Source organism: Streptomyces sp. NPDC047869 (genome assembly GCF_040704065.1).
Lineage (GTDB): Bacteria > Actinomycetota > Actinomycetes > Streptomycetales > Streptomycetaceae > Streptomyces.
Genome location: NZ_JBEYRK010000054.1, coordinates 1 through 15,172, shown reverse-complemented (window position 1 = coordinate 15,172; position 15,172 = coordinate 1). Strand labels below are relative to the sequence as shown.

The 15,172-nt window shown below is 73.4% G+C and carries 9 protein-coding genes; 4 read left to right on the top strand and 5 right to left on the bottom strand.

Features of this window, described 5'->3' with window-relative positions; genetic code table 11:
• Positions 1–69 precede the first annotated feature (69 nt).
• Positions 70–1,287 (bottom strand): L-2-hydroxyglutarate oxidase, encoded by a 1,218-nt coding sequence (gene lhgO / locus AB0924_RS37840; RefSeq protein WP_366913935.1) that lies wholly within the window; start codon positions 1,285–1,287, stop codon positions 70–72.
• Between the two features lie 60 nt (positions 1,288–1,347).
• Complete coding sequence (locus tag AB0924_RS37835) at positions 1,348–2,772, bottom strand: MFS transporter (RefSeq protein ID WP_358940023.1); 1,425 nt, start codon at positions 2,770–2,772, stop codon at positions 1,348–1,350.
• Between the two features lie 746 nt (positions 2,773–3,518).
• On the opposite strand from AB0924_RS37835, the gene AB0924_RS37830 reads away from it, so the two are divergent.
• On the top strand, positions 3,519–5,597 hold the full coding sequence (locus tag AB0924_RS37830; RefSeq protein ID WP_366913926.1) for an asparagine synthase-related protein: 2,079 nt from the start codon (positions 3,519–3,521) through the stop codon (positions 5,595–5,597).
• A 602-nt stretch (positions 5,598–6,199) separates the two neighbouring features.
• On the opposite strand, the gene AB0924_RS37825 is transcribed toward AB0924_RS37830, so the two are convergent.
• Entirely contained in the window at positions 6,200–8,086 is a 1,887-nt protein-coding gene (locus AB0924_RS37825) for a sigma-70 family RNA polymerase sigma factor (RefSeq protein ID WP_366913925.1), read from the bottom strand.
• Positions 8,087–8,337: 251 nt separating this feature from the next.
• On the bottom strand, positions 8,338–9,159 hold the full coding sequence (locus AB0924_RS37820) for a helix-turn-helix domain-containing protein (protein WP_366913924.1): 822 nt from the start codon (positions 9,157–9,159) through the stop codon (positions 8,338–8,340).
• A 375-nt stretch (positions 9,160–9,534) separates the two neighbouring features.
• Here AB0924_RS37820 and AB0924_RS37815 point away from each other — a divergent pair, with 375 nt between their 5' ends.
• On the top strand, positions 9,535–10,914 hold the full coding sequence (locus tag AB0924_RS37815; RefSeq protein ID WP_358940027.1) for an FAD-dependent oxidoreductase: 1,380 nt from the start codon (positions 9,535–9,537) through the stop codon (positions 10,912–10,914).
• Between the two features lie 130 nt (positions 10,915–11,044).
• The gene (locus tag AB0924_RS37810) at positions 11,045–12,691 is read left to right on the top strand and encodes a SpoIIE family protein phosphatase (RefSeq protein ID WP_358940028.1); all 1,647 of its coding nucleotides are present in this window, start codon (positions 11,045–11,047) and stop codon (positions 12,689–12,691) included.
• Positions 12,692–12,812: 121 nt separating this feature from the next.
• Here the strand turns inward: AB0924_RS37810 and AB0924_RS37805 are convergent, their stop codons facing one another.
• Complete coding sequence (locus tag AB0924_RS37805; protein WP_366913933.1) at positions 12,813–14,075, bottom strand: MFS transporter; 1,263 nt, start codon at positions 14,073–14,075, stop codon at positions 12,813–12,815.
• 134 nt (positions 14,076–14,209) lie between these two features.
• Here AB0924_RS37805 and AB0924_RS37800 point away from each other — a divergent pair, with 134 nt between their 5' ends.
• Entirely contained in the window at positions 14,210–14,758 is a 549-nt protein-coding gene (locus tag AB0924_RS37800; RefSeq protein ID WP_358940029.1) for a MarR family transcriptional regulator, read from the top strand.
• The last annotated feature ends 414 nt before the right edge of the window (positions 14,759–15,172 follow it).

Sequence of the window (15,172 nt, the reverse complement as noted above, 5' to 3'; positions counted from 1 at the left end):
TATTACGGCGGTGGCGCGATTTCCCGGGACGGCACCCGAAGCGGAGGCCGACGTCACAGCGCACGGGTGTCACAGCGCACCGAGCATGTCCAGCGCCCGGCGTCCGATCTCCCGGCCGATCGGCAGCGAAGCGGTCGCCGCGGGGGACGGGGCGTTGAGCACGTGCACCGCCCGGCTCCCCTCCCGGATGAGGAAGTCGTCCACCAGCGTCCCGTCCCGCAGCACCGCCTGCGCCCGCACCCCGGCGGGGGCGCGCACCAGGTCCGCCTCCTCCACGGCCGGCACCAGCCTGCGCACCGCCGTCAGGAACGCCCCCTTGGACACCGACCGCCGCAGCTCCCCGGCGCCGTACCGCCAGTGCCGCCGGGCCATCACCCACGAGCCGGGCCACGCCACCGTCCCGGCCAGCTCCCCGGGCCGTACGACCCCCCACCCGTATCCCTCGCGGGCCAGGGCCGGGACCGCGTTCGGCCCGATGTGCACACCGCCGTCGATCCCCCGGGTCAGATGCACCCCGAGGAACGGGAACGCCGGATCCGGCACCGGATACACCAGCCCGCGCACCAGCTCCGGCCGCGCCAGCTCGTAGTACTCGCCGCGGAACGGCACGATCCGCACGCCGGGCTCGTCCCCGGTCAGCCGGGCCACCTCGTCGCAGTGCAGCCCGGCGCAGTTCACCAGCACCCGGCCCCGGACGACGTCCCCGGCCGCGGTCAGCACGGCCACGCCCCGCTCCGGGCGCCGGTCCACCCGGATCACCCGCGCGCCGTACCGGATCTCCGCCCCCGAGGCCCGCGCGAGCTGCCGGGCCACGCCCACGAAGTCGCACACTCCCGTCGTGCCGACGTGGATCGCGGCCAGCCCGCGCACCTCCGGCTCGTACTCGCCGATCTGCGCGGCGCCCAGCTCGCGCACCTGTATGCCGTTCTCCCGGCCGCGCTGCACGAGGGCGTGCAGCCGGGGGAGCTCGTCCCGCTCGGTGGCGACGATGAGCTTCCCGGTGACGGCGTGCGCGATGCCGTACTCGGCGCAGAACTTCACCATCTCGGCCGCGCCGCGCACGGCGAACCGGGCCTTGAGCGAGCCCGGCCGGTAGTAGACGCCGCTGTGGATGACCCCGCTGTTGCGCCCCGTCTGGTGCCGGGCGGGCCCCGGCTCCTTCTCCAGCACGGTCACCCGCGTACCCGGCGCCGCACGCGTGATCGCGTAGGCCGTCGACAGGCCGACGATCCCGCCTCCGATCACCAGCACGTCGCAGTCGTACGCACCCTCACGCACCCGCACCACCTCCCGGCTCCGATAGTGCACTGCGCCACTGACAATGCCTTCAAACCCGGACCGGGGGTCCTATGCGGGAGCCACCAGCAGAGGCCGGGCCCGTTCCCGCAGCTCCACCACCCGCGGCTCGTCCCCGTACGGCTCCAGCCGGTGCAGCAGGTCCTTCACGTACTCGGTGGTGCGCGCGGAGGAGATCCGCCCGGCCACCTCGACGGCCCGCACCCCCTGCTCGCAGGCGGCGTCCAGATTGCCCGACTCCAGCTCGGCGACGGCGGACACCACGAGGCGCAGCCCGTGCGACCGCACGAACTCCTCCGTCGGCTTCGACAGCGCCTGCTCGGTGAACCGCCGCACCTGGCGCGGCGCCTTCAGATCGCGGTAGCACTCCGCCGCGTCGGCGGCGAACCGGTCATAACCATAGAAACCAAGCCAAGAAGGGTCGTTGTCACCGTCCCTGGATCGCTCGAGCCAGCTCTCCGCCGCCTTCAGTGCCGCGCCGGCGGCCGGCGCGTCCCCCGCACGCGCGTGTGCCCGCGCCTCCACCAGCCGGAAGAAACTCATGGTGCGGGCGGTCGCCAGTCCCCTGTTGCGCTCCAGGGCCGCCTGCGCCAGGTCGACGCCCTCGTCGCCGAAGCCCCGGTACGTCGCCTGCAGCGACATGGACGCCAGCACATAACCCCCGAGCGGGACGTCCGCCGCCGCGCGGGCGAGCCGCAGCGCCTGGATGTAGTACCGCTGGGCCGCCTCCTGCTGCCCGGTGTCGAAGGCCATCCAGCCGGCCAGCCGGGTCAGTTCGGCGGAGGCCCCGAACAGGGCACGGCCCACTTCGTCCGAGTAGGAGCCGAGCAGCAGCGGCGCCGCCTCCACCCGCAGGCACTCCGGCACCATGGACGAACGCCAGTCGCCGCCTCCGTACTTGGAGTCCCAGCGCCTGGCGTCCTCGGCGGCCTCCCGCAGCTTCTGCACATCGCTGTGGCCGACTTTGATCGGTGCGCCGGAGCCCTCGGCGGAGTTCGCCTCCCGCGCGACCGAACTGTCGGCGGGGGTTATCAGCCACCGCGACGCGGGCGTCGCGTACGCGGTCACCGCGAACGACCCCGCGAGGGACTGCCAGATGCCGCCGGAGCCGGCCCGTCGTCCGGCCAGGTCGAGCCGGTACAGCTCGGTGGCCGACTTCACCGCCTGCCCCACGTCCCGGGGGAAGGCGAGGCCCACTTCGGGTGCGGGATCCGCGTCCGCCAGGCCTATCTCGTGGAGCGGCACCGGGCGGCCGAGCTTCTGGCCTATGGCGGCCGCGATGAGGTGCGGCGCCGCGCCCTGCGGCACCATCCCCTTCGAGACCCAGCGCGCCACCGAGGTCTTGTCGTAGCGAAGCGTCAGCCCGCGTTGGGCGCCAAGGTCGTTGACGCGTCGCGCGAGTCCCGCGTTGCTGATTCCCGCGAGGGCGAGAACGGTGCCGAGTTTGTCGTTCGGCCCGCGTTGCTCCCTGGACATGCGTCACCCCTCGACACAGACGGCTGCCGCGCTGGCATAACCGTGCGGCATTCGTAAACCCAGCGTAGTTCGCCGCATCCCAAGCGTTAAGGGGCATTGTTCCGGATGGCGGGATTGTGGTCCGTACGGGAGTACGGCCCTGTACGCACCGTGCACGGGGACTCGCGGCGTGCCCCCGCACGTGTGGCCGTGCGCCCGTCCGTGCGCTCTTCTCCGGCCATCCGGGGAGCGGTTCCATGGCTGTCGCGTGGGTCGGCCCGCTGTACTGGATCCAGTGGGCTGGGGGACACCGCCGCCTTCATCCCCGCGGGTGGCGGACCGGTCCGGGAGGCGAAGACCGCCTCCCGGACCGTGCGCGTCCCCGTACCGGAGGGCCTTGCGCAGGCCTGTACGGAGCGTGCTCAAACCCGTGCGCCTGTCCCCGATTTGGCTGAAAATAGTCCCCGCTGCGGATGAGTGATTACCGCCCCCACCACGGGACTTGAGGGCGTGAAGGGCGTTTTCGGGGCGCATACAGGGGGCGCATTCGCGTCGCACCTATCGTGCCCGCTTCTGCCATCCACGCCTGGCCGCCCGGGTGTTCACCCACCGGCCCGCAACCGATACTCTGCCGCCCCCTGCGGCCTCCGGCACCGGTTTCCCTCGATCGAAGGCGGCGTCACCGCGCCTCCGTAGCGCGTTCTTCATGGCAGCATGGGTCCCGGTTCGTACGGTGCACTGGTTGTCCACGCTCTGTGGAGGCGTCGATGCGGTGGTTGGTGGGTTGGAGCAGCACCGCCACTGGTGTCGCCCAGATCGGCTCCGCGGGCGCCACGGGATACGACGGCGAGACGCTGCACCCGGTCGGCTCCCACCTCCTGTGGGGCGACCCCGACCCGCTGTGGGCGGTCGGCGACTGGCGCCCCGACGAGGTGCGCGTGGTGCACGCCGACGCGCAGAACCGCATCGCCGTCTTCGGCACCTGCGGCGCCGGCGACGAGGAACTGCGGCGCGGCCTGTTCACCGCGCGCGGGGGCGCGGTGCGCCATCTGACCACCTGGCCGGGCAGCTACACGGCCGTCGTCCAGGTGGGCCGCCGCATCACCGTCTGCGGCGACCTCGCGGGCGCCCGCCCGGTCTTCCACACCCCCTGGGCCGGCGGCACGGCCTACGCCACCGCAGCGCTGCCGCTCGCCGACCTCATCGAGGCCAACCTCGACTTCGGCCACCTGGCGGCCCTGCTCGCCGCCCCCGACGTACCGGCCGCGCTGCGCGACACCACCCCGTACGAGGGCGTGCGGCGCGTCCCGCCGGGGCATGCGCTCGTCCTGCGCGCCGGAGCACGCGAGATCACCGGCTACGAGCCGGTCGCCTCCCTCGCGGTGGCCGCACCCCCCGCCGACCCGGACCTCGCGGTGGACGCCGTACGGGACGCCCTCGTCGAGGCGGTGCGCGCGCGCCTGTCGGCACCCCGGCACGTGCCCGACCTCGACCCCGGGCCGGTGCCCGGCATGGGACCGGCCGAACGGCGGGCCGCACGCGGGATGCCCGTGCCCGGCATCGGCGCCGACCTCTCCGGCGGGCCCGCCTCCGGCACCCTCGCCCTGCTGGCCGCCGGGCTGCCCGGCAGGCCCGGCACGCTGCTCGGCCACGGCACGGGCGCCGGGGAGCGGCTGCTCGCCGTCACCTTCAACGACCTCGCCGTCCGCGGCCGCGAGTCCGAGGTCGAGCGCGCGGGCACCCTCGCGGCCAACCCGCGCCTGCACCACGTGGTGGTCACCGGCGGCGAGGAGAGCCTGCCGTACGCCGATCTCGACGGCCCCCTCACCGACGAGCCGGGCCCCTCCCTGGTGACGGCCGCCCGCCACCGCGCCCGCCTCGCCGCCGGCAGCGCCGACCACTTCACCGGACACGGCGCCCGCCAGGTCCTGGACGCCCACCCCGCCCGCCTCGCGGACCTCCTCCTGGACCGCAGACGGCGTCACCTGGTCCGGCCGGTCGCCGCGCTCGCCCGGGCCGACGGCTCGGTGATGGTCCCCGCGCGCGTGTACAGCGCCGCCCGTCGGCTGGCCCGTACCCCGTACCGGACGGGCCTGGAACTGCTCGCCGAGCGGCTGATGCGCCACCGCTTCGACGAGCCCAAGGGCGCGGTCGGCGCCTCCCTCGCCGGACTCACCTGGGCGAGACCCGGCCCGGCGGCCCGCTGGCTGACCGGGGAGGCACTGGCTGAAGTATCGGTTCTGCTGCAAGGGGAGGCGGACCGGTCCGCCCTCGGCTCCGGCCAGCGCCCCGGCGACTACCGCGCGCGTGCCGCCCTCGCCCGCCACGCCGCCGACCTCCGCGTCCTGGAGCAGGCCGCCGAGGTCCGCTCCCAGCGGCTGCACGCGCCCTTCCTCGACAACCAGGTCGTCCGCGCCTGCCGCGCCCTCCCCGAGGCCCTGCGCGTCCAGCCCGGCGCCCGTGCCTCCGTCCTGCGCCGGGTCCTGGAGGGCGCCGGAGTCACCGACCTCCCGCCCGGCTGGGGCGCCCCGTCCCACGCCTCCTCGGCGGCGGCCACCCGCGCCGGCCTGCGCCTCGCCGCCGACGACCTGATGGACCTCTTCGCCACACCCCTGCTGGCGGACGCGGGCCTGGTGGAGGCCCGAGTGATCCGCAAGGCCGTCCGCGCCGCCGCGACGGGCGAGCCCCTCCCCCTGGACGGCCTGGCCGACCTGACCGCCCTCGAACTCTGGCTCCGCCGCCTGCTGGCCCGCCGCGGCACCTGCTGGACCGGCACCCCGGCCCGCGCCCGAGCGGTCCCCTCCGGCATCCAACCCCGCAAAAACGCCCTGGCCTCCGGCGCCTGACGACTGCACCGGGCGCCGGCCCGGCGGTGGTTGAGGCGCTCGTGCAGCCACGCCCAACGGGCCCCACTCCGCCCCGGGCACCCGAACCCGCCCGGCTACGGGCGGACACGTACGCAGCCAGGGGCGGCGCCCACCCATCAGCGGCCGACACACCGCGCAGCCGCGGGCGGTCGTGCCGCTTCGTGGGCGCCCGCCCCCGTCAGCACCGGGGCACCAGGACTGCCGGCAGTCCAGCCCAGGCCCGGCCGCCCACTTGTCGGCGGCCGACGTGCCTGCGTAGTTGCGGGCCTGTGCGCGGCCAGGGCCGGCGCCCGCCCATCAGCGGCTGACGGGCACCCGAGCGCGCGTAGCTGCGGGCATGCGTGCCGCTAGGGGCGGCACGGGTGGGCGCAGCGGCACCCCGTCAGCGCGGGTGCGCGACCCAACCCCCGGCCCACCGCTCTCAGGGCGCCGAGCGAACACCGGCTCAGCAAGCCACCCCCGGGCACCGACGTCTCAGGGCGCCGAGCGAACACCGGCTCAGCAAACCCCCCAAGCACAGGCCGAGAACCAACAACACCGGCACAGCAGAACCCCGCCGAAAACCCCCCGCACAGACACGATCAACAGCTGAACCGCGCCTCCGCCCAGTCGGCAAGCGCGGCCTGCCCGAGCACCCCGCCCTCCGGCGCCACCGCCAGCCGTACGGTCTGCCGCCCGGTGAGATCGACATGCACGGGCACGGCCGCGTCCCGCCCCCCGACCACCCCGGACCGCCACACCGGAACCCCGTCGGCGTACACGGAGAACACGACCTTGCCGAGCCCGAGCGTCATGTCGTCGACGCCGACGCGCGCGTCATACGCGGTGCACCGGCGATTGAGGTCGACGATCACCGACGACCCGCCGTGCACGCTGACACCGCGCGCGTACCGCTTCCCGCCGACGGACATCCCGTACCGCTGCCACACCCAACTGCTCCCCCACAGCCGCATCTCCGGCACGGCCCCGTCGCCGTTGACGTCATAACGCAGGCCGCTCCACTCGTAGACGACGGGAGCCGGCGGGGGAGTGGGAGCCGGACTGGGAGTGGCCGTCGGACTCGGACCGGGACTCGGCGCCGAGGCGGGCCGCGGAGCAACCGTCGGCTGCGGCGCGGGTGCGGGAGCCGAAGAGGCCGGCGCCGGGCTCGTCCTGGAGACCGGCACCACCGGCGGCGCGACGGGCGGCTTCCCCGTGGTGGGCGGCGAAGCGGGCGCCGAAGCGGGCGCCGACGGTGAGACCGACGGCCGCGGTGTCCGCACGACGGGGGCGGACGGCGACGGCCCGGCCACCTCCTTCGCCGGACGGCCGTCGTTCACCAGGGCCAGCGCCACCGCGGCCGCGGCCACCGCGACCACACCGGCCGCGATCCCGGCCTTCACCGGCGCCCCGAGCCCCTCGGCGGCGGCCGCCCCGCCCGCACCCGAACCCGCGGAGGACCCGCCGGCCGCGGCGGCCCCCACGGCGCCCGCTCCGGCGCCTCCGGCGATGATCCCGAGGACCTTCCCGTACCCGGCGGCCCCGAACCAGCCGATGACCGCGACCGGCACCACCGCCGGAATACCGCCCGCGACCTCCTCGATCTGCGCCGCCGCCAGCCGGCACCTGGCGCACTCCTCCAGGTGCTGGCGCAGCCCCCGCTCGGCGCGCAGCCGCAGCTTGCGCCGGGCATAGGTGCCGAGCTGGTCGGCGTAACGGGCGCACTCCCCGTCACCGGTCAGCGCCGCGCTGACATGGGCCTGCAGATAGGCCTGCTTCAGCCCCTCCCGGGCCCGGCTCGCCAACACCCGGGTGCCGTTGGCGTCCAGCCCGAACAGCACGGCCACCTCACTGGGCGACTCGTCCTCCACCTCGGTGTGCCACAGCACCGCCTGCCAGCGCTCGGGCAGCGAACGGAACGCACGCAGCGCCATGGACTGCTCGGCCTCGTGCAGCGCACGCACATCGGCGCCCACGTCCACCGCGTCGTCACCGGCCCCCTCGACGGGCCGCGCGGCCTGCTGGGCGAACAGGGCGAAGTCGTCCACGAGTTGCTCACGCCGTGCGGACCTGGCCCAGCGCGCGGCCACGCGCCGCACCGAGGTCAGCAGATAGGCGCGCACGGCGTACTCGGGCCCCGCGCCGCCCCGTACCGCCTGAAGCATTCCGGCGAAGACCTCGGCGGTGAGGTCGTCCGCGGTGTGCGCGTCACGGCAGCAGGTACGGGCGTAGCGCCGCACGGCGTCCGCGTGCCGCCGGTACAGCTCCTCGTAGGCCAGGTCGTCGCCCGTGCGCATCCGGTGGATCAGCTCGCCGTCCGCGGGCGGCGTCCGGCGCGGCGAGGGTGCCCTGCCGTCCCGCTGGGCGGGCACGCCTGCCTCGGCGGGCGCCCCGGCCGGGCCGCCCTGCTTCGGCACCTGCGGCGAGGTCAGCCCTCCGGCCTCGGCGTCACCGTCATCACGCGACTCGTCCCACCCGTCAACGCCCATCGCGCAAAGCCCCCGAAACCGGCAAAGCCCAACCCGTCACCGGCTCAGGGTGCCACAGCGCCGATCTCCGCAGTACCAGGCGTCACCCGAACGAGAAATTCGGCCGGACAGCGCCCAGTTGGCGCCGGACCGGTGGTGCCCGCGCACACCACGCGGGCCACCCGCACCGCCCGGCCGCGATGGCGCACGGGTGGTGCGGGTGTGTGAAGACCCCGCCGCAGCGGAGCCGGGGCGGCGGGCTGCCGCCGCCGCTACGCCGGCCGGGACCGGAGCCCCTCCAGCAGGATGTCCAGCAACCGCGCCGAAGCCGCGGCCTGCTGCGCCGCGTCCGGCAGCGAGGGCGCCGCCGTGGCGATCACGAGCAGCACGTCGGCCACGGACACGTCCGTCCGCAGCTCCCCCGCTTCCCGGGCCCGCGCCACCAACTGCCCGACGACCTCGAGCAGCGCGCCGACCCCGGCGTCGTCGGCCACGGCCGGGGACCCGTCCTCCGGCACCAGCCGCAGCTCACCGGCGCCCGGCTGCACCCGCTGCTGCGGCACCCGGGGCTCATCGCCCGAGCCGCCCGGACCCACCGGACCACTCACACCGACCCTGCCCACCAGCCCGACAGGGCCGCCCGACTCGCCCGGACCGCCGGAGCCGACCCGCAGCACCTGCGGCGGCAGCAACCGCCCCGCCCCCGACGCCACGGACGTCCGCAGGAAGCGGGACAGCGCCGACCACGGCTCGTCCTCCTGCCCGAGCGCGGTCCGCGCCTGCTCGGTGAGCCGCGCGGTCTCCTCCTCGGCTATCCGCCGGACCAGCACGTCCTTGCTCGGGAAGCGCCGGTACACCGTGCCGACCCCGACCCGCGCCCGCCGTGCCACGTCCTCCATCGGCGCGCCGTACCCCAGCTCGCCGAACACCTCACGCGCCGCACGCAGCACGTGCTCCAGATTGCGCTGTGCGTCCACCCGCAGCGGCGTCGTACGCGCCGAGTCCGCGCGCCCGTTGTCCGCCGCCGCGCCCACCGCCGCGCCACCCGAGGTGAGGGTGGCTGCCGACGACCAATGAGTGTCCTGAACATGCATGTGTTTCCCCCGGTAAATGACGTCTCCCCCCGGAGACTCCCCGCCACTGAATCCGGAGTGCGCGGACCTGGCATCGGTCCCGAGCGGGACCGCCTTCGCGGACCCGTCGACCACATCCCCTACACCCCGTCGACACACGAACATAGTTGAGAGGCAGTCAATTCAGAAGGGGCAGGTTCCGCACAGTGCGCCCCTCGATCGGAGTACGGGTCAGTTACGCCCCGATAACGCACCTTCGCCCCCTCTCGCCCGCCCCTGCTGACCTGCCCGCTTTCTCCCCCTGCCGGCAGCGCGCGCCGAAGCGCGCACATCCGCTCGCCGGTCACACAAATTGCCGGGGCTGTGGACAAACAAGAGCGCCGGGTGCGTCATGGGATGGTGAAGGAACGTGCGCGCATTCTGGTTGTCGGCGGCGGCTACGTCGGGATGTACACGGCCCTGCGCCTGCAGCGGAGGCTGAAGCAGGAGCTCAGGCGGGGGGAGGCCGACATCACAGTCGTCACTCCCGACCCCTACATGACGTACCAGCCGTTCCTCCCCGAGGCGGCCGCGGGTTCCATCTCACCCCGCCATGTCGTCGTACCGCTGCGCCGCGTCCTGGACCAGTGCCACATCGTCGTCGGCGAGGTCACCTCCATCGACCACGCGGTGCGCACCGCCGCCGTCGCCACCCTCGCCACCGCCGAGGAGGGCAGGACCGCCGAACTCATCGGCTACGACGAACTCGTCCTCGCCCCCGGCTCGGTGGCCCGCACCCTGCCCATCCCCGGCCTCGCCGAGTACGGCATCGGCTTCCGGACCGTCGAAGAGGCCATCGGGCTGCGCAACCACGTCATCGAGCAGATGGACATCGCCTCCTCCACCCGCGACCCGGCGGTCCGCGACGCCGCCCTCACCTTCGTCGTCGTCGGCGGCGGCTACGCCGGGGTCGAGGCGCTCGGCGAGCTCCAGGACATGGCCCGCTACACCGCGCGGTACTACCACAACGTCCGCCCCGAGGACATGAAGTGGATCCTCGTCGAGGCCTCCGACCGCATCCTGCCGGAGGTGGGCGAGGAGATGGGCCGCTACACCGTCACCCAGCTGCGCCGCCGCAACATCCAGGTCCTGCTGAACACCCGCCTGGACTCCTGCGCCGACCGTGTCGCCGTACTCAGCGACGGCCAGCGCTTCCCGACCCGCACGCTCGTGTGGACGGCCGGCGTCAAACCGCACCCGCTGCTCGCCGCCACCGACCTGCCCCTCGACGCGCGCGGCCGCCTGAAGTGCACCGCCGAGCTGTCCGTCGACGGCACCCCGCACGCCTGGGCCGCCGGCGACGCCGCTGCAGTCCCCGACGTCACCGCCGTCGAACCCGGCACCAACACGGCGCCCAACGCCCAGCACGCCGTCCGCCAGGCCAGGGTCCTCGGCGACAACATCGCCCACGCGCTGCGCGGCGAGCCCCTGGAGACGTACGCGCACAAGTACGTCGGCTCAGTGGCCTCCCTCGGCCTGCACAAGGGCGTCGCCCAGATCTACGGGCGCAAGCTGAAGGGCTACCCTGCCTGGTTCATGCACCGCGTCTACCACCTCAGCAGGGTGCCCACCTTCAACCGCAAGGCCCGGGTCCTGGCGGAGTGGACCCTCGCCGGGCTCTTCAAACGGGAGATCGTCTCGCTGGGTTCACTCGAACACCCCCGAGCGGAGTTCGAACTCGCGGCCGGTGGAAAGCCTCCTCACAGCCCCTCCGACGACCCGAAGGGGTCGTCCTGACCGGACCCGGGAACTCCACGGGCCGCCCCGGCGTCTGACGAATATCGCCGCGGACGGCCACCTGCCAGACTGCCCCACGTCCTCGGACGGGCACCTGCCCGCCCTCAGCACCCACGAGGCTTTCCCCACTGTGAACTTCACGCGTTGGAGCGCCCGGCTCCCCGGAACGCAGCGCCGCGCCGCCGCGCGGACCGACACCGCGGTCTCCCCGGACCGCCGGGGGGAAGGCTCCGTGCCCATGGCCCGCGCCGGACAGCCGGCCGACGGAACCCTGCCGGTGCCCGCCGTCGACGAACTGCCCGCGCGCGAAGTCCTGGACCGCGTCCCGGCCCTCGTCGCCCTCGTCCACGGCCCCGACCACCGCATCGCCTACGTCAACGACGCCTACGCCTCGGCCTTCGGCCTGCGGCCCCCGGGCGCCCCCGCCCGCGAAGCGCTCCCGGAACTCGCCGAACTCGGCCTGCTCCCGCTCCTCGACCAGGTACTGCGCAGCGGCAGACCGCGCACGCTCAAGTCCCGCAAGGCCGTCGACGGCCGCTCGTACACGTTCACCTGCACCCCGGTCGCCGAGGACGGCGACCGTGACGCCGGCGTACTCGTCTTCGCCACCGACGTCACCGACCACGCCGAGGCCGCCGAACGCCTGCGCGCCAGCGAGCGGCGCCAGCGCGAGACCGCCGTCACCCTGCAGCGCTCTCTGCTACCGCAGGAACTCGAACAACCCGACGACCTGCGCATCGCCGCCACCTACCAGCCCGGCGGCACCGAGGCCGCCGTGGGCGGCGACTGGTACGACGTGATCACCCTCGGCGGCGGCCGCACGGCCCTGGTGATCGGCGACGTCATGGGCAGAGGTGTGCGGGCGGCCGCGGTCATGGGCCAGCTCCGCACGGCTGTCCGGGCCTACGCCCGCCTCGACCTCCCCCCGCACGAGGTACTCCAGCTCCTCGACGGCCTCGCCACCGAGATCGACGCCAACCAGATCGCCACCTGCGTCTACGCCGTCCACGACCCCAACGAGGGCCGCCTGGTGTACGCCTCCGCAGGCCATCTGCCGATCCTGGTCCGCGACGAGAGCGGCACGGTGCTGCGCGCCGACGAGCCCACCGGCCCGCCGCTCGGCACCGGCGGCTGGATGCACGCCTCCGGCTCGATCGCGCTGGGCCCCGGCTCCACGGCGGTTCTCTACACCGACGGCCTGGTCGAGCGCCGGAACGAGGACCTGGACGAGGGCATCGCGTCCTTGGAACGCGCCCTGTCCGGTGCGACCGGCGCCCCCCAGGTCGTCTGCGACCGCCTGGTCCGCTCGGCCGGCGTCACCGCCGACCACGACGACGACGTGGCCGTCCTCGTCCTTCAGCACCCCGCCCGCAAGGGCCCGGAGGGCGACCTCTTCCGCAACGCGGCCCTGGAACTCCTCGGCGGCGTGGAAGCGGCCCCCCGGGCCAGAGCGTTCGCCTCGGGTGTCCTGACCAGCTGGCGCTTCCCCGCCGAACTGCACGACCTGGGCGTCCTCGCCACCAGCGAGCTCGTCGCCAACAGCCTCCAGCACGGCACACCCCCGATGCGCCTGCGGCTGCGGCGCACTGACCGCCGCCTGATCATCGAGGTCACCGACGGCGACGACCACCTCCCCCGCCGCCGCCAGGCGGAACCGGCCGACGAATCGGGCCGGGGAATCGCCATCGTGGCCACCATCGCCTCCGCCTGGGGCTCGAGAAGAACCCCGGGCGGCGGCAAGGCAGTCTGGTGCGAGTTCCTGCTCCCGAAGAGCTAGGGCCCGTTGCGAAAGACAGCCGCGATGGGAGCCCCGGTTCGAGCGGCGCCGAGAGCGGGGGAGGCACCCCGAGAGCGCGGGGAAGCGAAGCCGGCCCCCGGTCCGCACGAGCACCGGGTGCCTACGCCCCCGCGGCAACCGGCTCCGCAGCCGCACCCCGGGCCACCACTCGACTCCTCGTGGCGGCCCAGGGCTGATCCTGCGCGACAGTCAGCCCACGCCCCAGCCGCAACGCCAGCACCGTGATCCCCAGCGAGAACAGCAGGAACGTCACGACGTACGGCGCGTGCAGCGAGGCACCGAGAGGCCCGCCCACCGCCGGCCCGACAGCCAGCGCCAACTGCTTGACGAGGGCGAAAGCCGAGTTGTACTGCCCGGCCATCCCCTCCGGCGCCAGATCCGCGACCAGCGGAGCGACCGTCGGCGACAGCATCGCCTCACCCAGACCGAACAGCGCGTACGTGGACACGAACGCGGCCGTGGCCATCTCCTGGCTGCCGTGCCCGAGCCCCGCGTACCCCGCCGCGAGCCACGCCACGGCCCAGATCAGCCCCACACCGGCGATCACCCGCGACCGCCGGCGCCGCTCGACGAACTTCAGCACGGCGAACTGCGCGACGACGATCATCAGCGTGTTCGCGGCCAGCGCCGTACCGAGCGCCGAGGTCGATATCCCCGCGGCCTCCACGCCGTAGGCGCTCAGCCCCGACTCGAACTGCCCGTAGCAGGCGAAGAACAGCACGAAGCCCAGGACACACAGCTGGACCATCGCCCGGTTCCCGAGCAGCCGCTTCCAGCTGCCCCTCGTCCCACCGGACGGAGCGTCGGCGATACGCGGCGAGTGCGGCATCCGCACCGTCGCCATCACCGCGACCAGCAGCAGGAACATCGCCGCCTCGATCGCGAACAGCACAGTGAAGGAGGAGACCCGGGTGGTGTCGACGAGATGGCCGCCTATCAGGCCACCAACGCCCAGCCCCAGGTTCTGCAGGAAGAACTGCATCGCGAACGCCCGCGACCGGGTCTCCGCCGTGGAGCAGTCCACGATCATCGTCGCCAGGGCCGGCTGCATCACGGCCTGCCCGGCGCCGAGCGCCGCGGCGGACAGCAGTACGGCGCCGGCGTTGCCCGCGAGCCCCAGGCTCAGCGCACCCAGCGCGGCGATGACCAGGGCCGCGAGCAGAACCGGCAGCGGACCGCGGCGAACGATCGCCCGGCCGGCGAACGGCAGCACGATCAGCGCGGCCACGGCGAAGACGGCGAGCACGAGACCCGCCGTCATGGCCCCGAGGCCCCGCACCTGCGCCACGTAGACGTACAGGTAGGGGACCGTGAAGCCGAGCCCGAATGCGCTGAGTGCGTTGCCCACGTGGATCCGGCGCATCGCTGCGCCCATCGCCCTGGTCACGTTCACCTCTCTCACTAGTTAGGAGTGAAGACTTCAAAGCTAAAGTTCGAAGCTAAAGAGTACACAGTCAAGGACTTCAAGGCAAAGGGGGGTCGTGCCATACTGCGGCCATGGCCGACACGCCCGGCGTCACGGAGCCGACCCTCGAAGAACAGATCGCCGCCTACCAGCGCGAGTTCCAGGACCTCGACCCCCAGGTCGAGAAGATCGTGTCGGCGCTGTCCAGGCTGAACCGCCGTATGAACGTCGCGTACGGCCGCCAGACCGCCGACCTCGGCATCAGCAACGCCGAGTGGGAGGTCCTCAAGGCCCTCGTCCTCTCCGGCGCTCCGTACCGCCTGGGACCCAGCGAACTCGCCAAGCGGCTCGGCCTCACGCCCGCCGCGATGACCCACCGGATCGACCGCATGGTGACGGAGGGCCTGGTCACCCGTGAGCGTGACGAGACCAATCGCGTCCGGGTGATCGTGGAGCTGACTCCCGAGGGCCGCGAGAAGTGGCTGGAGGCGATGCGCCTCGCCACCGTCTTCGAGGAGGAGCTGCTCCAGGACCTCAGCCCCGCCGAGCGCATGGTGCTCGGGGAGGTGCTGACCAGGCTCCTGCGCCGGGTGGAGCACGCCCAGCCGGACGCCGGTGGCCGGCTCACCGACCTGGACTGAGCCCCACAAAAGTTCTTGACAGGGGTTGCTTGACACCACCCTGCCAGGTCCGTACAGTTCTTCGGGTTGCCACGGAGCCGTAACGGTTCCTCGACGACACTCCCGCCGCCTCGAGCGGCACCTCACTCCACCAGCACGATCTCCCTACGGGATTGATTTCGGTATGCCTGAATTCAATTCGAATAGGGGCTCGACGGTCCGATTGGGAATCGCCGAGCGGATCCGCTAAGGTTTGAGACGTCGGAACGGCCCAACGGCCGGGAAGACAAGCCCCGCTGACTGGGGGTCAGACGCCGAGAGGATCTGATAGAGTCGGAATCGCCGGAAAGGGAAACGCGAGAGCGGGAACCTGGAAAGCACCGAGGAAATCGGATCGAGAAAAGATCTGATAGAGTCGGAAACGCAAGACCGAAG